Source organism: Saccharothrix sp. NBAS 001 (assembly GCF_056640475.1).
The window spans coordinates 7,155,642-7,174,375 of the sequence record NZ_CM153251.1 but is presented as its reverse complement, the minus strand read 5'-3'; the positions used below and the strand labels follow the sequence as shown (position 1 = coordinate 7,174,375).

At 68.6% G+C, this 18,734-nt stretch carries 25 protein-coding genes and 1 tRNA gene; 19 read left to right on the top strand and 7 right to left on the bottom strand.

Features of this window, described 5'->3' with window-relative positions:
• Positions 1 to 35: 35 nt before the first annotated feature.
• Positions 36 to 617, bottom strand: coding sequence for an HhH-GPD-type base excision DNA repair protein (locus AC0HI0_RS30945; protein WP_480927033.1), 582 nt, complete (start codon positions 615 to 617; stop codon positions 36 to 38).
• Positions 618 to 744: 127 nt separating this feature from the next.
• Between AC0HI0_RS30945 and AC0HI0_RS30940 the strand changes: the two genes are divergently transcribed.
• The 3 genes from AC0HI0_RS30940 to AC0HI0_RS30930 all read left to right on the top strand — a co-directional run bounded on the left by AC0HI0_RS30940 (position 745) and on the right by AC0HI0_RS30930 (position 1,763).
• On the top strand, positions 745 to 1,008 hold the full coding sequence (locus AC0HI0_RS30940; RefSeq protein WP_480927032.1) for a hypothetical protein: 264 nt from the start codon (positions 745 to 747) through the stop codon (positions 1,006 to 1,008).
• A 164-nt stretch (positions 1,009 to 1,172) separates the two neighbouring features.
• Positions 1,173 to 1,508 (top strand): hypothetical protein, encoded by a 336-nt coding sequence (locus AC0HI0_RS30935; protein ID WP_480927031.1) that lies wholly within the window; start codon positions 1,173 to 1,175, stop codon positions 1,506 to 1,508.
• 24 nt (positions 1,509 to 1,532) lie between these two features.
• Positions 1,533 to 1,763: a hypothetical protein gene (locus AC0HI0_RS30930; protein WP_480927030.1), complete on the top strand. Its 231-nt coding sequence runs from the start codon at positions 1,533 to 1,535 to the stop codon at positions 1,761 to 1,763.
• Positions 1,764 to 1,916: 153 nt separating this feature from the next.
• Here the strand turns inward: AC0HI0_RS30930 and AC0HI0_RS30925 are convergent, their stop codons facing one another.
• The 3 genes from AC0HI0_RS30925 to AC0HI0_RS30915 all read right to left on the bottom strand — a co-directional run bounded on the left by AC0HI0_RS30925 (position 1,917) and on the right by AC0HI0_RS30915 (position 5,896).
• Positions 1,917 to 2,897 carry a Fic family protein gene (locus AC0HI0_RS30925; protein WP_480927029.1) on the bottom strand — a complete coding sequence of 327 codons (981 nt, stop codon included), beginning with the start codon at positions 2,895 to 2,897 and terminating at the stop codon, positions 1,917 to 1,919.
• 820 nt (positions 2,898 to 3,717) lie between these two features.
• Positions 3,718 to 4,473, bottom strand: coding sequence for a hypothetical protein (locus tag AC0HI0_RS30920; RefSeq protein WP_480927028.1), 756 nt, complete (start codon positions 4,471 to 4,473; stop codon positions 3,718 to 3,720).
• Between the two features lie 244 nt (positions 4,474 to 4,717).
• Positions 4,718 to 5,896, bottom strand: a complete 1,179-nt coding sequence (locus AC0HI0_RS30915; protein WP_480927027.1) for an LLM class flavin-dependent oxidoreductase — start codon at positions 5,894 to 5,896, stop codon at positions 4,718 to 4,720.
• Between the two features lie 513 nt (positions 5,897 to 6,409).
• Here AC0HI0_RS30915 and AC0HI0_RS30910 point away from each other — a divergent pair.
• A complete protein-coding gene (locus AC0HI0_RS30910; RefSeq protein ID WP_480927026.1) occupies positions 6,410 to 7,117 on the top strand; it encodes a ParB N-terminal domain-containing protein in 708 nt (235 codons plus the stop codon).
• 168 nt (positions 7,118 to 7,285) lie between these two features.
• Here AC0HI0_RS30910 and AC0HI0_RS30905 read toward each other — a convergent pair whose 3' ends face one another.
• Complete coding sequence (locus tag AC0HI0_RS30905; protein WP_480927025.1) at positions 7,286 to 8,389, bottom strand: J domain-containing protein; 1,104 nt, start codon at positions 8,387 to 8,389, stop codon at positions 7,286 to 7,288.
• 121 nt (positions 8,390 to 8,510) lie between these two features.
• Here AC0HI0_RS30905 and AC0HI0_RS30900 point away from each other — a divergent pair.
• A tRNA-Gly gene (locus tag AC0HI0_RS30900) sits at positions 8,511 to 8,584 on the top strand.
• A gap of 96 nt (positions 8,585 to 8,680) precedes the next feature.
• On the top strand, positions 8,681 to 8,938 hold the full coding sequence (locus tag AC0HI0_RS30895) for a Prokaryotic metallothionein (RefSeq protein WP_480927024.1): 258 nt from the start codon (positions 8,681 to 8,683) through the stop codon (positions 8,936 to 8,938).
• 18 nt (positions 8,939 to 8,956) lie between these two features.
• Here the strand turns inward: AC0HI0_RS30895 and AC0HI0_RS30890 are convergent, their stop codons facing one another.
• Positions 8,957 to 9,433, bottom strand: a complete 477-nt coding sequence (locus AC0HI0_RS30890) for a hypothetical protein (RefSeq protein ID WP_480927023.1) — start codon at positions 9,431 to 9,433, stop codon at positions 8,957 to 8,959.
• 108 nt (positions 9,434 to 9,541) lie between these two features.
• Positions 9,542 to 10,348 (bottom strand): metal-dependent hydrolase, encoded by an 807-nt coding sequence (locus AC0HI0_RS30885; RefSeq protein ID WP_480927022.1) that lies wholly within the window; start codon positions 10,346 to 10,348, stop codon positions 9,542 to 9,544.
• A 136-nt stretch (positions 10,349 to 10,484) separates the two neighbouring features.
• Between AC0HI0_RS30885 and AC0HI0_RS30880 the strand changes: the two genes are divergently transcribed.
• The 13 genes from AC0HI0_RS30880 to AC0HI0_RS30820 all read left to right on the top strand — a co-directional run bounded on the left by AC0HI0_RS30880 (position 10,485) and on the right by AC0HI0_RS30820 (position 18,631).
• On the top strand, positions 10,485 to 11,705 hold the full coding sequence (locus AC0HI0_RS30880) for an NADP-dependent isocitrate dehydrogenase (RefSeq protein ID WP_480927021.1): 1,221 nt from the start codon (positions 10,485 to 10,487) through the stop codon (positions 11,703 to 11,705).
• A gap of 73 nt (positions 11,706 to 11,778) precedes the next feature.
• Positions 11,779 to 12,258 (top strand): hypothetical protein, encoded by a 480-nt coding sequence (locus tag AC0HI0_RS30875; protein WP_480927020.1) that lies wholly within the window; start codon positions 11,779 to 11,781, stop codon positions 12,256 to 12,258.
• Positions 12,259 to 12,294: 36 nt separating this feature from the next.
• Positions 12,295 to 12,528: a hypothetical protein gene (locus AC0HI0_RS30870; protein WP_480927019.1), complete on the top strand. Its 234-nt coding sequence runs from the start codon at positions 12,295 to 12,297 to the stop codon at positions 12,526 to 12,528.
• Between the two features lie 133 nt (positions 12,529 to 12,661).
• Positions 12,662 to 12,973, top strand: coding sequence for an SH3 domain-containing protein (locus tag AC0HI0_RS30865; RefSeq protein ID WP_480927018.1), 312 nt, complete (start codon positions 12,662 to 12,664; stop codon positions 12,971 to 12,973).
• Between the two features lie 61 nt (positions 12,974 to 13,034).
• Positions 13,035 to 14,351, top strand: coding sequence for a cytochrome P450 (locus AC0HI0_RS30860; protein ID WP_480927017.1), 1,317 nt, complete (start codon positions 13,035 to 13,037; stop codon positions 14,349 to 14,351).
• Positions 14,352 to 14,358: 7 nt separating this feature from the next.
• Positions 14,359 to 14,580 carry a hypothetical protein gene (locus AC0HI0_RS30855; RefSeq protein ID WP_480927016.1) on the top strand — a complete coding sequence of 74 codons (222 nt, stop codon included), beginning with the start codon at positions 14,359 to 14,361 and terminating at the stop codon, positions 14,578 to 14,580.
• A gap of 11 nt (positions 14,581 to 14,591) precedes the next feature.
• Positions 14,592 to 15,395 carry an exodeoxyribonuclease III gene (locus AC0HI0_RS30850; RefSeq protein WP_480927015.1) on the top strand — a complete coding sequence of 268 codons (804 nt, stop codon included), beginning with the start codon at positions 14,592 to 14,594 and terminating at the stop codon, positions 15,393 to 15,395.
• A 34-nt stretch (positions 15,396 to 15,429) separates the two neighbouring features.
• Entirely contained in the window at positions 15,430 to 15,738 is a 309-nt protein-coding gene (locus AC0HI0_RS30845; protein ID WP_480927014.1) for a nucleotidyltransferase family protein, read from the top strand.
• The gene (locus AC0HI0_RS30840; protein ID WP_480927013.1) at positions 15,728 to 15,883 is read left to right on the top strand and encodes a HepT-like ribonuclease domain-containing protein; all 156 of its coding nucleotides are present in this window, start codon (positions 15,728 to 15,730) and stop codon (positions 15,881 to 15,883) included. Before AC0HI0_RS30845 ends, AC0HI0_RS30840 begins: the two co-directional genes overlap by 11 nt.
• Positions 15,880 to 16,074 carry a HepT-like ribonuclease domain-containing protein gene (locus tag AC0HI0_RS30835; protein ID WP_480934428.1) on the top strand — a complete coding sequence of 65 codons (195 nt, stop codon included), beginning with the start codon at positions 15,880 to 15,882 and terminating at the stop codon, positions 16,072 to 16,074. Before AC0HI0_RS30840 ends, AC0HI0_RS30835 begins: the two co-directional genes overlap by 4 nt.
• 149 nt (positions 16,075 to 16,223) lie before the next feature.
• Entirely contained in the window at positions 16,224 to 16,520 is a 297-nt protein-coding gene (locus AC0HI0_RS30830) for a hypothetical protein (protein ID WP_480927012.1), read from the top strand.
• On the top strand, positions 16,507 to 16,797 hold the full coding sequence (locus AC0HI0_RS30825) for a chorismate mutase (RefSeq protein WP_480927011.1): 291 nt from the start codon (positions 16,507 to 16,509) through the stop codon (positions 16,795 to 16,797). Before AC0HI0_RS30830 ends, AC0HI0_RS30825 begins: the two co-directional genes overlap by 14 nt.
• Positions 16,798 to 16,909: 112 nt before the next feature.
• Complete coding sequence (locus AC0HI0_RS30820; protein WP_480927010.1) at positions 16,910 to 18,631, top strand: TIGR03767 family metallophosphoesterase; 1,722 nt, start codon at positions 16,910 to 16,912, stop codon at positions 18,629 to 18,631.
• The last annotated feature ends 103 nt before the right edge of the window (positions 18,632 to 18,734 follow it).

Genomic DNA, 18,734 nt, shown 5'->3' with positions numbered 1-18,734 from the left:
CCGTCCCTCCTCCGGGAACCCCTTGACGAGCCCGTTCAGGCCCCTTCTTTGGCCGCGGCCTTGGCCGCCTTCTTGAACTCCCGAACCTCACCCAACGACACCGCGTCCCGAACATCGGCGACACTCCGCCGCGACCCGTCCTCGCCGTACGCCCCAGCCGCTTCCCGCCACCCCTCGGGCCGCACGCCGAGCTGCTTGCCCAGCAGCGCGAGAAAGATCCGCGCCTTCTGATCCCCGTACCCAGGCAGTTCCTTGAGCCGCTTGAGCACGGTTTTGCCGTCGGGCTCGTCCCGGGTCCAGATGCCGGCGGGGTCGCCGTCGTAGTGCTCGATCAGGTATTGCGCCAACGTCTGCAGTCGCTTGCCCATGGAACCGGGGAACCGGTGGACGGCGGGGACCTCGGACATGACGGCGGCAAAGTCCTCTTCGCTCGCCTCGGCGATCCGGTGCACGTCCAGTCCGCCACCCATGCGGTCGGCGATGGCCTTCGGCCCCTTGAACGCCTTCTCCATCGGGATCTGCTGGTCGAGCAGCATGCCGAAGAGCAGGGCGAGCGGGCTGGAGGAGAGGAGTTCGTCCGCCTCGGTGTCCTGGGCGAGGCACAGCGTCGGGCTCATGGGCCACATGGTGGCATGGGTGGAGTCGAGGTGCCGGCGTCGAATCAGTTCCCGCTGCTCGTCGGACCTTACCTGCCAGCTTGACCAGGAACGGTACCCGAGTAACCTTGGGTACCGGAGGTGTCGCATGGCTGTCCAGTCTGCTCCTGTCAAGGTCGATCAAGAGACGCACGCTTTGATCGCGCATGGTGCTACCGCGCTGCACATGTCCCAGAAGGACCTGCTGGCCGCTGCTGTTCGCGAGTACCTGGGCGCGAGGCGGGAGGAGATCAACGCCGCCTTGCGTCGTACGATGGCGGCTCTCGATGGCACCCGGAGCAGTCAGGTGGCTGCTCTGACCGGAATGTCCAAAGAACGTCTCGATGAACTCGGCGGGGTCCGCGAATCCTGATGGCCGTTCGCCCGACCCTCCGCTGTCTGCGTGAGGACCTGAGTCTTGACCTGCCGCCGATCGACGAGCCCCTCGACGAAGTCGACCACCCGCTGATCAAGAAGGCCAACGAATAGTTCGCCGCTCCCACAGGTCCGCGTGAACGAATCCGATCGATCGACGACATGGTCGTGTTCAAGGTCAAGGTGCAGCGGTGGCGAGGTGCGGTTGTCGAAGCGGGTGATCCTGGTTGGTTGGTGGCGGCTGGAGTCAGGGAAGCCGGGAGTCGGGACGACTTCTACGAAGCGCTCGCGACTGACGCCACCGCCGCACGTGCCAGGTACAACGCCGAGCACGCCCCTCCCCTGAGATCGGCGACGTACTGCGATCAGTGGCTCGCGGGCGAGGATGACCACGACCGGTACCGCGCCGAGGCGGCTGTCCGAATGCTGCGCGCACTGCGGGAGACGGTGCGGCGTCTGGTGTGGGCGTCGTTGCTCGACGGGTACGAACACGTCTGAGAGGTTGCCGGCGCTGAAATCGGGGTGCTCGTCCGAGGTGTGGAGGACCGGGGCACGTACGTGGCGATGTGGATCACCGGTTCGGTACCTGACAACTTCGTCGCCGTTGTCCTCGACCTGGTTCCGGGTTGTGATCGGGACGGCTGGTACCCGGAGTTCGCCATGCTGGATCGGTCGCTGCGCCCCGGCGAACAGGTCTACTCGAACCTGATGGACCCGGAAGCTGCTGCTCGGCTGCTCGAAGAGGGCAGCTAGTCACACATCAAGAGCAGTGTGCTGGTCGAGCAGCATGCCGAACAGCAGGGCGAGCGGGCTGGAGGAGAGGAGTTCGTCCGCCTCGGTGTCCTGGGCGAGGCACAGCTTCGGGCTCATGCGCGACATGGTGGCACGGGGCGGCCGTGCTTGCCGTCAGGAGGAGGGGCCGTTGAGGCGGCGGTGGCGGTTCTGGCGGTACTCGTCGACCCAGTTCTTGCTGCTGCGCCACAGACCGTCATCGCCCTTGATCGCACGCAGGCGACCTCGCATGGAGGCCACCCGGAGTGCGTTCTCGGTCAGGTCATCGGTGGCCAGGGCGGCGAGTGGCACGAGTTTCACAGGACCGGCCACTGCCGGGATGACGAACTTGTAGAGGTTGGCGGTGACGCTGCGGGCGATCAGCTCGCCGAGGGGGCCGTACTCGCCGCGGTCCGCACGCCTCATTGCCTGTAGGTATTTCTCACGGTCCCGCTTGAAGATGATCGCGGGCGGGTAGCCGAGGCGGCCGAGCAACAGGTTGAGGACCAGGCGGCCGGCGCGCCCGTTGCCGTCCAGGAACGGGTGGATCTGTTCCAGGGAGTTGTGGGCTCGTGCCAGCGACTCGGGCAGGGGTTCATCGCCGAGGTCGCGCAGCTTGGCGGTCTCGTCGACCCAGCCGCGCATCAGGTGATCGACGTCGGTCCACGACGGTGGCTTCATGCCTCCGGGGAACGCTGCGATCTCGTGTCGGCGAAAACTCCCGGGGCTCTCGACGTCGGTCGCGTGCGGGTGGGGGTCGATTGTCCACACCGGGGTCATGCAGAGGTGGTGGATGTGGCGGACCTCCTGCAACGAGATGAGTTCGCCTGTCTGCCAGTCACCCGGATCGAGGGCTTGTCCGTAGACCCAGCGCGCCGCGTCGCCGTAGCCGCGTACCTCCATGTAGTCCCGGAGTGGTTTCGCACCCACCGCGCGGCCTTCGTCCAGGAGCCGTTCGACTTCCTGGAGGACGAGGGTGTTGCCTTCGAGCGCGGTGCTGTTGTGGGCTTCCTGGTGCCAGATGTTGGACCAGATGTCCTCGGCTTCGGCCGGTGCGGGCAGGCCGCCGAGGCGTTCCCGAAGCTCGGCGACGGCCTCATCCAGCCGTTGGTACACGACCGCTCGTGGTGGACGCCCTGCCATGCGTGTCCTCTAGTTGTTCGGTTTGCGCGGACCGAACTGTACCGAACAACTAGTACAAGTTGTTCGCGACCCGCCTAGCGAATCGAACCGAACAACTAGGGCTGCGGGAGTGTGTCCCAGGGCCTGGTCAGGCCCTGGCTCGACATGTCGTGCATCAAGCAGTGTGCTGGTCGAGCGGCATGCCGAAGAGCAGGGCGAGCGGGCTGGAGGAGAGGAGTTCGTCCGCGTCGGCGTCCTGGGCGAGGCACAGCTTCGGGGTGATGCGCGACATGGTGGCATGAGTGGAGTGGAGGTGCCGGCGTCGCGTCGGTTCCCAGGTCGTCGGAGGTCACGTGACAGCTTGACCCGGAAGAGTGCCCGAGTGACGCTGCTGTTCGCGAATACCTGAGCGCGAGATGGGGGAGAGAACAACGCCGCCTTGCGCCGCACGATGCAGATGCTCGACGGTGCCGAGAGCCGCCAGGCGGCCGCTCTGGCAGGGGCGTCAAAGGAACGTCTCAATGTGCGCCGCGGTGTTCGCGAGTCCTGACGGCTGTTCCGTCCGACCCTATCGTTCGTTTTTTCGTGAAGCTTGGCCCTATGTCCGACGCCGATTGATCAACCGTTTGATGCGTCACCACGAACTGCTTCTGCCCGTGCACACCTCCCAGGACGGAGCTGGACAGGCGCTACTCCGGCACAGTCGACCAGTCCGGTGAAGACCGGCCTGTCAACGTCGGATTCGGCAGTGGTCATGCGGCTGACCGTTGGGCTGGTGGCCGTCTCGCGAAAGACGACCACGGGCACCTGACGCTCACGCCTGGCCGACGAAAACCGCCTTGTCCGAGCCGAAATCGGGCTGGAACACGACCTGTAGCTCGCCCGGCTGCGCGCCGATCGAGTACGACGTTTCGTACGTGTAGGTCTTGCCTGGCAGGACCGTGGCACTGTCCAGGCCCCCACCGCCGCACTCGCCGTTGGAGTCGAAGATCCGCTCGGCCTTCTTGCCGTTGAACTGGGCGTCGCCGCCGATCGTCAGCACTGCGGTCTCGAACGCCTTGTCCGTGCCGTTGGTGACCGTGACGACGATCTTGACGGCCCGCTCGACGCCCTGCGGCGACGCGTACTTGCCGGGGGTGCAGGCGGCGGGTGCGGAGACCTCCACCGCCAGACCGCTCTTCCAGCTGTAGCGCTGGCCCCAGGTCGGCGGGGCCTTTGCCGCGTCTGCCTGGGTCGCTTGGCCGTTGCCCGCGTTGCCGTCACTCACCTGGCCCTGGTTGGTCGAGCCGTTGACGATCTCGTCGAGCTTCTCCACGGCGGCCTTCTGGGCGATGACCGTGAAGACGATCGCCAAGACGCACAACACCGTGCCGATGCCCGCGAGCACCTTCTTCGTGCCGAACAGCGCGATGACACCGAGCACGACCCCGACGAATGCCGCGATGGCAGTCAGGTTGTTCAGGATGATGATGGGCGAGCCGACGACGCCCACGATGCCCAGGATCAGCGCGGTCCACGCGAGCGCGCCGAACTTGTTCGGCTTGGGTTGCGGTGCGGCGGGCGCGTACACCGGAGCACCTTGCGGATAGGTCATGACGATTGCCCCTCAATTCGATGTACTCGGGAATCGTCTCCAACGGCACGGCTGTTACGGCGCTCCAGGTCTTCCAGGGGTTGCATCGAAGACCGCACGGGCCGCTCGGGCTCGGCGGGGCCTTGTCCGACTCCTCCATGGGCTGGTTGTACATCAGGCCGATTTTTGCGGTTTCCGGCAACGGGTTGAGGGTCCCGGTCGAACGGGCGTGCGGAAACTGTCAGTTGTCGAATTCCGGGATCAGGTCGCCGATCAGGCGGAGGCTGGTCATCACCGACTCGTGTGACAGGCTGCCGACCTGGTGGAACGCCATCAAGCGGTCGATGCCCAGGTCCGCGTACGTGCGCAGCTTCTTCCGGCACGTCTCCGGGCTGCCGACGATCAGCGAGTCCTGCTCGTTCAGCGCTTCGAAGATCTCCTCGTCGGGCACGTCCTCGCCTTGCAGGACCCGCCCGATCACGACCTGGGCGCGGTTCGGGCCGGTGGACGACTCCGCTTCCGCGCGCAGGAAGTCGCCGGTCAGGCCGCCGCCCGACGGGTCGGCCATGATCTCCTGCTGGTGGCGCACGGTTTCCACGAACGAGTCCGCCGCTTCGAAGAACGTCAACGCCCGGACGGTGTACCACGCCGCCGCCGCGACCGCGCCGTTGCGCACCGCCTGCTCGTCGCTCTCCGCGCAGTGCACGAACGTGAAGAACGCGACCTGGTCGTTCACGAACGCGCCGGCCGGTTCGGTGCACGCCGCCGCCGCGTCGCGGTAGAGCCGGACCATCCGCCGCACGCGCTCCGCGGACTCCCAGATCGTCGTACCCAGCACGCCGACCCCGCGCCGGCCCGCCTCCTCGAACGACGCCGGCGTCGCGGCGGCCTGCCACAGCGGCGGGTGGGGGCGTTGCAACGGCTTCGGCACGATCGGCACGTCGCGGATCTCGAAGTCCTCGCCGGAGTAGGAGAACCGCTCCTGCGTCCACATCCGCGGCACCATCTCGAACGCCTGCTGGGTCTGCCGCCGCACCTCGGCGGGGTCGATGCCGAACAGCCGCCACTCCGGCGTGGTGGAGCGGGTCAGGCCGAGTTCGACCCGGCCGTTGCTGAGGTGGTCGAGCATCGCGGCCCGCTCGGCGATCCGGATCGGGTGGTTGAACCGGGCCGGCGCGAGGACGGCGGAGTGGCCCAGGCGGATCCGCGACGTGTGCTGGGAGATGGCCGCCAGCATCAACTCCGGCGCGGACGACAGGCTGAACTCCTCCGCGCCGTGGTGCTCGACCTGCCACCAGCAGCCGTAGCCCAGTTCGTCGGCGAGCTTCGCCTGCTCCAGCGCTTCGGTGATGCGCGCGTGCTGGTGCCCTTCCCGCCACGGCCGGGGGTCCTGGATCTCGTTGAAAACGTCGACCTTCACCGGGCGCTCCTCCAACCGTCTGCGGGGTTCGCAGACCGTAGCCCGCCGACCTCACCTCGTGGCATCGTCCATTTGGTGGATCAGCTGACGGCGCGTGTGCCGTTACAGCGGGGTTGTTGGTCCGCACTATTGCGGGAGAAATTGATACCTGATCGGGTGGTCTTCTTGGCAGTATTCGGCTCGCACGTTTCGAAACCCCTGGTCGGAGGGTTGACGGCCTGGCGTCTGAGGTGTCGGTGTGGCTTGTGCGGTCGCTATTGCGGCCGGAATGATCGATCAGGGCCGCTGCTGCGGTCTGCACGGTAAGTCGGGTGCTGGGCCGATGAATAGCTACCACCGGCCCAGCACCGCTAGTCCAGGAGGTACTAGCAGGTGTTGAGCCCTGTGGGATCCGGCCGAGTCAGGTTCTCGGTCGAGCTGATCACGTCAGAGAGAGCTATCCGTGATCTCCAGCATCGGAGACCGCACAACCGGAACATCTCCAAGGCCACGGTCGCGGGGTACGTGCGAGCAATGCAGGCGGGACACTGGCGGTCGGACAACGGCATCGCGATCAAGTACAACTCAAGTGGGCAACTGATCGACGGTCAGCACCGACTGGCCGCCGTCCGTGATTACGGTAGTCCAGTCGAGATGTTGGTGGCCTACAACGTCCCAGACGACGCGATGGCGACTATCGACTACGGGCGTGGCCGCAGCATCGCCGACCACCTCACAATCGACGCTCGCATGGAGCACAGCGTCGTGGTCGCTGCCGTTACCAGGCGTGTCTGGGCATGGGAAAACGGCAAGTTCATGCAGCTCAGCGGATTCAAGTTCACACCACTGGACTCCGCTGAGGTGCTGGGCACGCATCCAGAGATCATCGACGCGGTACAGTTCTCAAGGCTGCCCGACATGGAGTCCATGCGGAAGACGCTGACAACCGCCGCGCGAGCGGCCTTTATGTCCTGGCTGCTTCGCAGTGTTGATCTAGAGGTTGCCGAGAACTTTCTCATCCGGTTGTCCACAGGTGAAGGGCTGAAGAAACTGGAGCCGGTGTACGCCCTGCGGGAGGCGCTCCTGCGGACAGAGCGCTCACAACGGTCCAAGTCGGTTGAATGGCAGCAGATCTACCTGATGGTCACCGGCTGGAACCACCATCGACGTGGAAACGACTGCAAGCTGATCAAGTCGCCAGTTGGCGTGCTGGCGTGGGAGCAATTCCCTCGTCCGATCTAGCGAGTGGAGAGGCCGGGTCGGTGCATATAGCTACTTGATGCACCGACCCGGCCTCTGGAAAAGTATCGCATGATCGAAGTCAAGATTCAAGCCGATAGCTGGGGATGAATAGATGAATCTGTTCGAACATGTGATCCGTCGGTAGTTGTCGGAAGAGTCCGACCAGTCCTACCCCGTGATCGGCACGACCTGCGCCAACAGCAGCCGGTACGCCTCGCGGTCGATGGTGGCCGGGTCCTCGGCCAGCCAGTCGCCGATCTCCTCGACGAACTGGGCCGGGGTCATCGGCGGCACGAGGGTGTCGACCTCCTCGTCCGTCGTCACCTCGCCGGCGCGGCTCGGGTACACCACCAGCACGGTGCGGATGTCCAGCCACGGCAACAGCTTCCGGTACACCGCGAGGCTGCGCGGCAGCCTCGTGCCGCCGCCCCGGAACGGGTGGCCGTTGCGCCACAGCGTCCCGTCGTCCTCGGCCGCGTAGTGCCCCGGCAGCCACGACTTGGACTCGATCAGCACCAGCCGCCGCCCGCACAGCACCGCGTGGTCGACGTCGGCGAACACCGAACCCGGCCACGCCAGGCCGTGGAACACCCGCGCGCCCGGCAACCTGGTCAGGTAGCGGGCCACCAGGTCCGCGGTGAGCCGCTCGCACACCCGGTCGTCCGTGGTGCCGTGCACGATCTCCGAGTCCACCTCGTGCGCGAACGCCCGATCCGCCCGGACGGCCGTCAAGTACCGCCGCACCAACCGGAACGCCGCCACGGCCGCCGCGCCCACCACGAGCAGCCACAGCGCCAGCGTCAGCGGTGAGAAGTCGATCGCCACCACGGGCAGCAGCAGGAAGAACCAGCCGCACACCGCGGCCAGCGCGGGCGCGTGGCCGGGACCGGCGACGGGCACGTAGCGGACCCGCTGCGCGACGTCGACCAGGTGCCACCACGGGACGTCGCCGAGATCCACTTTCGGCTTCGGGGGTACGAAGTCCGGGTCTTCGCCGAAGTTGCGCAGCCGCCCCGTGCGGCCGGTGCGCGGCGGGCGGGTGGACGTCGTGCGGGCCTGCGGCCTGCTGAACGACCAGCCCCGGTCGTAGTCGCGCCGGCGCGTCGGGTCGCGGAGCGTGTCGTAAGCCTCTTGCAGCATGCGGAAGGTCAGCGAAGAACCCCCCGCGTCGGGGTGCATGACCTTGGCCAACGACCGGTAGGCGGATTTGATCTCCGCCGTGGACGCGTTGCGGCCCACCCCGAGGAGCTCGTAGTAGTCGACCCCGCGCACGCGGCAGACCTTAGCGGGACCGTTCAGCGCACTCTGTTCGGCACTGTCTTCCGGTGCGGGCTCGTGGTTAGGGTTGTGCGGAGCCGGTTGCGCGGTGTCCGCCGCGCGGTCCGGCTCGACGGGACCTGTAGCGCAGTGGTTGACGCGCCCGCCTTCCGAGACGGGAGTACGCCGGTTCGAATCCGGCCTGGTCCGCACGGTCGCGCCCGCTGCCGTCGCGCGGTCGCGGGCCTCCGCCGGCCGGGTGACGTTCGAGTTGCCGGGCTCCCGGAGAGGCCCCACGCTGCGCGCATGGCGACTTGCGACGTCTGCGGAAACGACTACTGGATGGCGTTCGAGGTGCGCACGGTGAGCGGTGGCGTGCACACGTTCGACAGCTTCGAATGCGCCATCCAACGCCTCGCGCCGCGCTGCGAGCACTGCGACTGCCGGATCCTCGGCCACGGCGTCGAGGTGGAGGGCCGGTTCTTCTGCTGCGCCCACTGCGCGCGCAGCGCGGAGAGCCTCGGGGTGCACATCAAGGACACCGTCGGCGCGCACCCGGGCTGAGGGGCGTGCCCCGGCCGGTCAGAGGCTGAGGACCAGCTTGCCGTCGACGAACCGGGGCTGGAGGTCGCCGCGCGCGTCGACGCTCTTGACGCCGTGCGGCAGGACCTCGTCGATCGCGCTGAACGCCAGGATGTCCGACACGCCGTAGCGCCCGCGCAGGGTGCGCTGACCGGGGAACCGCAGGGCACGTCCCTCTTTGCGGTCCCGGTGCGCGAGCGCGGCTCTCAGCGCGCCCCTGGTGAGCTGTTCGGGGCCGGCCAGGCGTTGCAGGCTGCCGTTGTGCACGGCCACGCCGTAGCCGCGCTCGATCAGCGTCGACACCGTGTTCTCGGACGGGTCGTCGGTCAGCCGGAACGACATGGCGTGCCTGTCCTCCACCGCGTGCACGCACACCACGTGGGCGTGGAACAGCAGGGATTCGTACAACGCCAGAGCGGTCTGGTCCGCCGTGTGCGGGTCGTCGTGACCCGCGTTGAGGCCGAGCCAGGTTGTCATCGCACGTCCACGTGGATCTGTCCCCTCCGCCACCGGATCGCGGTTCCCGGCGAGGCTAGTCCGATCGGGTGAGGTACAGGTAGCCTACGAATGGCGGTTATCCGAAATCTAGATCGGCAGCAGGTCGAAGCCGTCCAGGAACGGCAGCAGGCCGGTCCGCTGGAGCGCCGCCGCCGAGAGCCAGACGGACAGGATCGTGATCAGCGGTCCGACGATCGCCATCTCCACGGTACCGCCGGTCTGCATCCGCATGATCTTCGGCGGGGCGACCGGGAACCACGTCTTGCCCGCCAGCGGGATCGGCCACAGGATCGGGCAGCCCTGCTCGGTGATCGCGTCGCCGAGGTAGTGCGCGACGCACCCCACCCCCACCGCGACCCCGCACGCCGCCGCGCTGGCCGACGTCTGGTCGGTCCACACCACGCACAGCACCGTGATGCCGGCGGACACACCCGTGATGAGCAGGGCGTCCTTCTGCGGGCACCAGTCGTTCATGATCCCGCGCACGGCCAGGCCCGCGAACACGAACATGAGCACCGGCAGCGCCCACTTCTGGGACTGCTGGACCACGGCCGTCGTGCCCACCGCGGCGGCCAGGGCGAACGCGAGCGTGTGCGTCAGCCCGCGGTGGCCGCCGTCACGGTTGGAGTCCTTTCGGGTTCGCGTAGTGCGGTAGACGAACGAGCTGATCGTGTTGATCAACGCCGACGCGCCCGCGCTGACCGGCCCGAAGGTGCGGGAGATGGTCGAGGACGGGTGGTCGAGGTCGGGCAGCAGCGCGGCCCCCGTCGCCAGCACCGCGCCGACCGCCCAGCTCTGCGGGCTGAGCTGACCGATGGGATGGTTCTCGGCGAGCGCGGTCACCGCCGCCCAGGCCAGTAAGCCACTCATCGCGTGCGTGGGTCCGGTCGACATGTGCCCCCTCCAAGATCGTGTGTGGAGGCTAAGGCATTGTGACCCCGTTCCCATTTAAGCCGGGTGGCCACACCCCGAGCCGGACATAGCAGTACGCTTGTCTTGCTTGCACTGTCGCGAGAGGAGCGCCCTGAGTATGGGCAAGATCAAGGTTCAGGGGACCGTCGTCGAACTCGACGGCGACGAGATGACCCGAATCATCTGGCAGTTCATCAAGGACAAGCTGATCCACCCGTACCTGGACGTCGACCTGGAGTACTACGACCTGGGCATCGAGCACCGGGACGCCACGGACGACCAGGTCACCATCGACTCGGCGAACGCCATCAAGAAGCACGGCGTGGGCGTCAAGTGCGCCACCATCACGCCGGACGAGGCGCGGGTCGAGGAGTTCGGCCTCAAGAAGATGTGGGTCTCGCCGAACGGCACGATCCGCAACATCCTCGGCGGCGTGGTGTTCCGCGAGCCGATCATCATCTCCAACATCCCGCGGCTGGTGCCGGGCTGGACCAAGCCGATCATCATCGGCCGTCACGCCCACGGCGACCAGTACAAGGCCACCAACTTCAAGGTGCCCGGCGCGGGTGAGCTGACCATCACCTTCACGCCCGAGGACGGCTCCGAGCCGATCAAGCACGTCGTGGCCAACTACGGCCCCGACGGCGGCGTGGCGATGGGCATGTACAACTTCAACAAGTCCATCGAGGACTTCGCGCGCGCCTCGTTCGCCTACGGGTTGCAGCGGAACTACCCGGTGTACATGTCGACGAAGAACACGATCCTGAAGGCGTACGACGGTGCGTTCAAGGACATCTTCCAGGCGGTCTTCGAGTCCGAGTTCAAGGACAAGTTCGCCGCCGCCGGCCTCACCTACGAGCACCGCCTGATCGACGACATGGTCGCCGCGGCGCTCAAGTGGGAGGGCGGCTACGTCTGGGCCTGCAAGAACTACGACGGTGACGTGCAGTCCGACACCGTGGCGCAGGGCTTCGGCTCGCTGGGCCTGATGACGTCGGTGCTGATGACGCCGGACGGCCGGACGGTCGAGGCCGAGGCGGCGCACGGCACGGTGACCCGGCACTTCCGCCAGCACCAGGCCGGCAAGCCGACCTCCACGAACCCGATCGCCTCGATCTACGCGTGGACCGGCGGCCTCAAGCACCGCGGCAAGCTGGACGGCACCCCCGAGGTCACCGGCTTCGCCGAGACCCTGGAGCAGGTCGTCATCTCGACCGTCGAGAGCGGCCGGATGACCAAGGACCTGGCCCTGCTGGTGGGCCCGGACCAGGAGTGGCAGACCACCGAGGACTTCCTCGGCACGCTGGACGAGAACCTGCAGAAGAAGATGGCCGGCTGAGCCCGACCGGACGCGTGCGGAGGGGACCGCTTTCGGCGGTCCCCTCCGGCGTTTTCGCGCCTAGCATGGACGTGTGCGCGTCGCCGACCACTCCGCACGGCCTCCGGGCCGGGTGTCGCGCTGGCTGCGCCGCTTCACCACCCGGTACATGCCCGCGACGGCGGTCGCCCCGGAGGTCCGGGAGCACTACCGCGCCGTGCTGCGCATGCACCGCACCGACCTGGACGAGGCGATCCAGCACCTCGACCTGGTCGCCGCGCTCTACGTCGCCCGGCCCGAGTCCACAGCTCGCCTGCGCGACCTGCGCGCGCTGTCCACGACACCGCTGGGCAAGGCGCGGGAGGCGTTGGTCAAGCTGCTGCAACGGCTCACCGACCTGTCCCGGCGGGTGCGGGAGTACCTGTCCGGCGCGCTGTTCCAGAGCTGGTTCCGGCGGCCCGTCGCCGGGGTCCGCACGACCCGGCCGCCGGGTCGGGTGCTCGTCTCCACCAGCCACGTGACGCGTGGCCCCGACGTCGCGCGGATGACCTCAGCCATGGTCGTCCGCGGGTAGCCGTGCGCTCCCGCCCTGCCCGGTCGGGAGCCCCGCATGTCCCCGGAAGTCCTGCTCGCGCTCATCGAGTCCAAGGCGTTCGTCACGCTGGTCCTGCTGGTCGGCCTGTGGCAGGTGAAGGTGCTGGTCCAGGCGTTGCCGAGGCTCGCCCTCGCGCTGGACCGGCGCCGGGCGACCCGGGAGGCGCTGCGGGCCCGCACCAAGGCCGAGCGCGAGCACGCGCGCGACGTGCTGCGGATACTCCAGGGCGATCCGCCCGAACTCGAATGACCGCCGGTCGCCGCGGGCGGTCGCGGTCACCCCATCGGTTCCCCTGCCGGGTGGATTCGGCCCGGGAACGTTCGGCGCGGCCCGTCATCGGCTATATCTGCACTTCAGGACCGGTGTTCGGGAGGGCGTGGCGATGTTCGGGATTCCTACGCGCGGGTTGATCGTGATCGGGGTGCTGGGTGCCGCGGGGGTGATGTGGGTGACCAACGGCGGCAAGCCGATGGGGTCGGAGAAGGCGGCGGCCGAGTGCAAGGTCTCGGTGACCGCCGACATCCTCAACGTCCGGTCCGGGCCGGCCGACACCCAGCCGATCGTGTCGACCATGCAGCGCGACTCGGTGGTGAAGGCCGAGCGCAGGGTGGAGAACGGGTTCCGGCTGCTGGCCGACGGGCGGTGGGTGAACAACGACTTCGTCGCGCCGACGTCGGACAGTAACTGCGGGTAAGACGTGAAAGTCGCTCAGGGAGCGGTGTCCCGACCCGCCCGGCGGTGGCACGTTGGGTGACATGGGCCGCTACCCTCCGCAGGTGTCCGGCGCGTTACCCGTGCTGGGGCACCTGGTTGAGTTCATCCGCAAGCCGGTCGAGCTGGTCGGGCGCGGCCACCGGGAAGTCGGGGACGTGTTCTCGCTGCGCCTGCCCGGCAAGCGCGCGGTCGTGCTGCTCGGCACGGAGCGCAACCGGTTCTTCTTCGGCGAGACGGACCGCAAGCTGTCGATCCGGACCGCCTACCCGTTCTTCGAGCGGATGTTCTCGCCCGAGTTCTACTTCTTCGCCGGGATGGACGAGTACCGGCGGCAGCGCGAGATCGTCGTGCCGCGCTTCCAGGGCCGGCAGCTCGACGGCTACGTCGAGGCGATGCGCGAGGAGACCGCCGCGTTCGTCGACCACCTCGGCGACGCCGGCGAGTTCGACCTGACCGCCGAACTCGGCCCGCTGGTGATGCGCATCGCCGCCCGCTGCTTCCTCGGCGAGGACTTCGGCGCGCGGATGGGCCGAGACTTCTTCGCCGAGTTCCGCCGCTTCTCCGCCGGCATGAACCCCGCCGCGCCGCAACGCATCCCGCTGCCCTCCGTGGTGCGCAGCAACCGCGCCCGCGACCGGCTGCGGGTCGCGCTCGGCGGCATGATCCGGGAACGCCGGGAACGTCCGGTGACGCCGCCGGACTTCCTCCAGACGCTGGCCGAGGCGGTCTACCCGGACGGCACGAAGGTGCCGGACCCGGTGCTGGTCAACATGATCCTGCTGTTCACGTGGGCCGGCCACGAGACCACCACCGGGCACATCTCGTGGGCGCTGGTCGACCTGCTGACCCACCCCGAGCACGTCGACCGGGTCCGCGCGGAGACCGGCGGACTCGACCTCGCGGGCGTGAAGGCGTTGGCGCACCTGGACAACTGCCTGCACGAGACGGAACGCCTGCACCCGGTCGCGCACCTGCTCGTGCGCCAGGCGGCCGAACCGATCGAGCTGGACGGCCACGAGATCCCCGAGGGCACGATGGTGATCGCCGCGCCGTCGGTGTCGCACCGGCTGCCCGAGGAGCACGCGCGCCCGGACGAGTTCTGGCCCGACCGGTACACCGAGGGCCGGGAGGGCAGGCTGGAGCGCCAGGCGCTGATCGGCTTCGGTGGCGGCCTGCACCGCTGCACCGGCGTGCACTTCGCCTACCTGGAGATGAAGCTGATCGTCGCGACCCTCTTGCGGCACTACGACTTCCGGCTCCTCGACCCCGATCCGCGGCCGGTGCCGGGGATGCACACCAAGTGGCCCGACTCGCCGTGCCGGGTCCGGTATGTCCGGCGTGTGCCGTCGGTGGTGTGATGGTGGCATGTTCCTGAGGTGGCGTTCCTCCCGGCGCGGCGCGGTGTCCACGTGCGCGTGCGCGCCCGAGTGGCCCGGTCTGCGGTCCGAGCTGGACGGGCACGAGATGCGCGGCGTGCCGTCGCCGGGCGGGTCCAGCTTCCTGGTGCTGCAACTCGGGCTGGTGGCGACGTGCACGGGCTGCGGCGCGGACTACCCGCACGGCTGGGCGCTCGCCCCGCGCGACTAGGCTGTTCGGCTGTGCTCACCGTGTCGACCGTGAACGTGAACGGCCTGCGCGCCGCCGCCAAGAAGGGCTACCTGGAGTGGCTGGCCGCGACGTCGGCGGACGTGGTGTGCATCCAGGAGGTCCGCGCGGAACCGGACCAGCTCACCGCCGAGGTGCGCTCGCCCGCCGGGTGGCACATGGCCCAGGCGCACTCGGAGCTGAAGGGGCGCAACGGGGTCGCCGTGCTGACCCGCGAGCGGCCCGAGGCGGTCCGGGTCGGGTTCGGCGTGCCGGAGTTCGAGCTGTCCGGGCGGTACGTGGAGGTCGAGCTGCCGACCGTCGTGGTGGCCAGCGTGTACGTGCCCAGCGGTGACGTGGGCACCCCGCGCCAGGACGAGAAGGACCGGTTCATGGCGGGGTTCCTGCCGTACCTGGTGGAGCTGCGGGAGAAGGCGGCGGCGGACGGGCGCGAGGTCGTGGTGTGCGGCGACTGGAACATCGCGCACCGCGAGGCCGACCTGAAGGCGTGGAAGGCGAACCTCAAGTCGTCGGGGTTCCTGCCGTCGGAGCGGGAGTGGTTGTCCAGCGTGTTCTCGTCCGGGTACGTGGACGTGGTGCGCGCCCTGCACCCGGACGTGGCGGGGCCGTACTCGTGGTGGTCGTACCGGGGCAAGGCGTTCGACAACGACTCCGGCTGGCGGATCGACTACCAGGTGGTGACGGAGGGGCTGGCGGCGTCGGCGACCAGCGCGGTGGTCGAACGTGCGGCCACCTACGCCGAGCGCTGGTCGGACCACGCGCCGGTCACGGTGAGTTTTGACTGGCCGAGGGCCTGAGATCGGGCACAATCGTGAGTGGGAGGTGACGTCCGTGCACGAGGTCATCGCGGCCAAGCGGTCCGAGGTCGAGGAGCTGTGCCGCGTGGTGGGCGTCCGTCGGCTCGACGTGTTCGGGTCCGCTGTCGGTGACTCGTTCGACGTGGTGTCCAGTGACGTGGACGTGCTCGTGGAGTTCGACGCCGGTCCGGGCTTCGACTACTTCGGCAGCTACTTCGCCCTGAAGGAAGGGCTTGAGCGGATCTTCGGACGTCCGGTCGATCTTGTGAGCGGTTCCAGCATCCGCAACCCGTACTTCCGGCAGCGCGTGATGGAAACCAAGGAACAGCTGTATGCGGCCTGATCCCCGCGCCTACCTCTGGGACGCATTGCGGGCCGTTGACCTGCTGCGCCAGTTCAGTGCCGGTAAGTCGTTCGCGGACTACGAGGCGGACGCCATGCTGAGGTCGGCGGTCGAGCGGCAGTTCGAAATCATCGGTGAGGCCTGAACCAGCTCCGCAAGGTCGATGCCGAACTCGCGTCGGCCATCCCGGACGTCAACCGGATCGTCGCGTTCCGCAACATCCTGATCCACGGGTATGCCTCGGTCGATGACGCTTTGGTCTGGCAGACGCTTGTGGACAAGGTGCCCGCGTTGGACCAGGTGCTTCGCCGGTTGCTCGATCGGGCGGGTGGCTGATGGGTTCGACAACGCGCATCCGCCGGCGGATCGACTACCTGGGGGGGTGCGTGACGTCGTGCACCGGGACTGGCCGTTCGGCGTAGTGAGCGGTGTCGGCACCGATAGGTTTCGCGTCGGCCACCACTTCGGCTGACGGATGGAGCGCGATGACCGACGACGACCGCTGCGCCAAGTGCGACTTGCTGGTCGGGCAGTGCGAGCACACCCGGACCACCGCGGCGCTGCGCGAGAACCTGCACGACCTGATCCTGATCAGCCCGTCCAAGGTCGCGCACCTGCCCGGCTGCCGGCACAACGACCCCGCCGACTTCGTGAAGAACTGGGCCGAGATCGTCGGCGACCCCGGTGCGTGGGAGCGGATCGGGAACGGGGTGGCGGTGGCGGCCACCGGTGGGGCGAAGCCGGGGCTCGTGGCGACGCGGTGCTGCAATGACTGCGGCTGAGCCCCGGTCGCTGGACGAGGTCCGGGCGCGGATCGACTCGTTGGACGGCGAACTGGTGCGATTGCTGGCCCAGCGGCAGCGGCTGGTGGAGGCGGCTGCCGGGTTCAAGGGGGACGAGCAGGCCGTGCGCGCGCCCGATCGGGTCGAGCGGGTGGTGGCCGGGGTCAGGCGGCGGGCCGTCGACGCCGGCCTGTCGCCGGTGGTCGCGGAGGCCGTGTGGCGGGCGATGATCGGGGCGTTCGTGGAACTCGAACTGGACGTGCACCGGCGCGGGTGATCGAGGGGTGGTGACGTCGTCGCTCGTTCGGCCGCATTTCACGTCGTGTTGGTGACCCCGGTCACCAATCGTGAAATTCTTTCACCAAATATCCGGGTGAGGGGAGTGTCGAATGGCGCTGAACCGACGGGGATTCCTCCAAGCGGCCGGGGTCACCGGCGCGGCCGTCCTCTGGGGCGGGCCACCCGCCTCCGCGACGACGGCGACGGCTGGGACTGCGGCGACCGCGACGGGCACCACGCTGGACAGCGCGGCCACGCCGGTCGGCCAGGCCGGGTACCGCAGGCTGGCCGCCGGACCCGGGTGGCCGCTGGTCGTGCGCGGCGACCTCGCCACGCCCGGCGCGGCCCGGCTCGACCACCGCCGCCCGCTGGCCTGCTTCGTCCAGTTCACCGACATGCACATGGTGGACACCCAGAGCCCCGCGCGCTTCGAGTACACCCACCCGCTGCTGGGCGCCGGCGCGTTCCGGGCGCACGAGACCCTCGCCCAGCACACGTCGACCGCGCTGGTGCGCAAGGTCAACGCGCTCCCCGGCGGCCCGTTCACCGGCCGCCCGATCGACTTCATGATGACCACCGGCGACAACACCGACAACCACGAGCAGGTCGAACTCGACTGGTTCCTCACCGTCCTCAACGGCGGCCGGATCACCGCCAACACCGGCGACCCGGCCCGCTACGAGGGCGTGCAGAACTCCGGCGTGACGTCCTACTGGAACCCCGGCAGCACCCTCGCCGACGACTACAAGGCCAAGGGCTTCCCGCTGGTGCCCACCCTGCTGGACGCGGTGATCCGCCCGTTCGACAGCCCCGGCCTGCGCATCCCGTGGTACTGCACGTTCGGCAACCACGACGACAGCGTGGTCGGCTCGCTCCCGGACGGCATCCCGTTCATCGACGCCCTCTACACCGGCAGCCGCAAGGTCATGGGCTTCGCCCGGGACGACTCCGCCCGGATCGCCCGCGCGATGACCGAACCCGCCCACGCGGCCGACGCGGCGGTGGTGCTGGCCGCCAACCGGGGCCTGGTCCGCACGGTCACCGCCGACCCGCGCCGCCGGCCGTTCGGCACCGCCGAGTTCGTCCGCGCCCACCTCGACCCGCGCAACACCGGCCCCGGCCCGGTCGGCCACGGGTTCACCCCGGACAACGCCGACGGCGTGGACGTCTTCTACACCTTCCGGATCGCGCCCGGCGTCACCGGCATCAGCCTGGACACCACGACCACCGCCGGCTTCGCGGACGGCTCGATCGGCCTGCACCAGTACCTCTGGCTGGAGAAGGTGCTGCGCCGCAACAGCTCCCGCTACTACGACGGGCTCGGCCTCAAGCGCACCCAGTCGGTCACCGACGAGCTGTTCGTCCTGTTCAGCCACCACACCAGCTGGACCATGGGCAACGTGCTGCCCGACCGCCGCCGCCCGCTGGACCCCCGGCTCGACGGCAACGCCCTGGTCGGCCTGCTCCAGCGCTTCCCGAACGTGGTCGCCTGGGTCAACGGGCACACCCACGAGAACCGGATCGTCCCGCACGGCACCGGCGACCGGGCGTTCTGGGAGATCAACACCGCCGCGCACGTCGACCACCCGCAGCACGCCCGGGTCATCGAACTGGTGGACAACGGCGACGGCACGCTGTCGATCTTCACCACCCTGGTCGAGGGCGACGCGCCCTACGCGGCGGACTACGACGACGCCACGCCGCGCGGGCTGGCCTCGCTGGCCCGCGAGTTCGCGTTCAACGACCCGCACGCGAACCTGAACGCGGTCGGCGCGCCGACCGACCGGAACGCGGAACTGCTGGTCGCGGGGCGTTCGCCGGTCACCGCGTGAGCCGCCTCCGCCCGCGCCGCCGGCCACCGGCGCGGGCGGAGACCCACGCCACTTGAACGTGCCTCATCTCACTCCCGGCGGCGGGTCTGGAATTTTGGCCGCC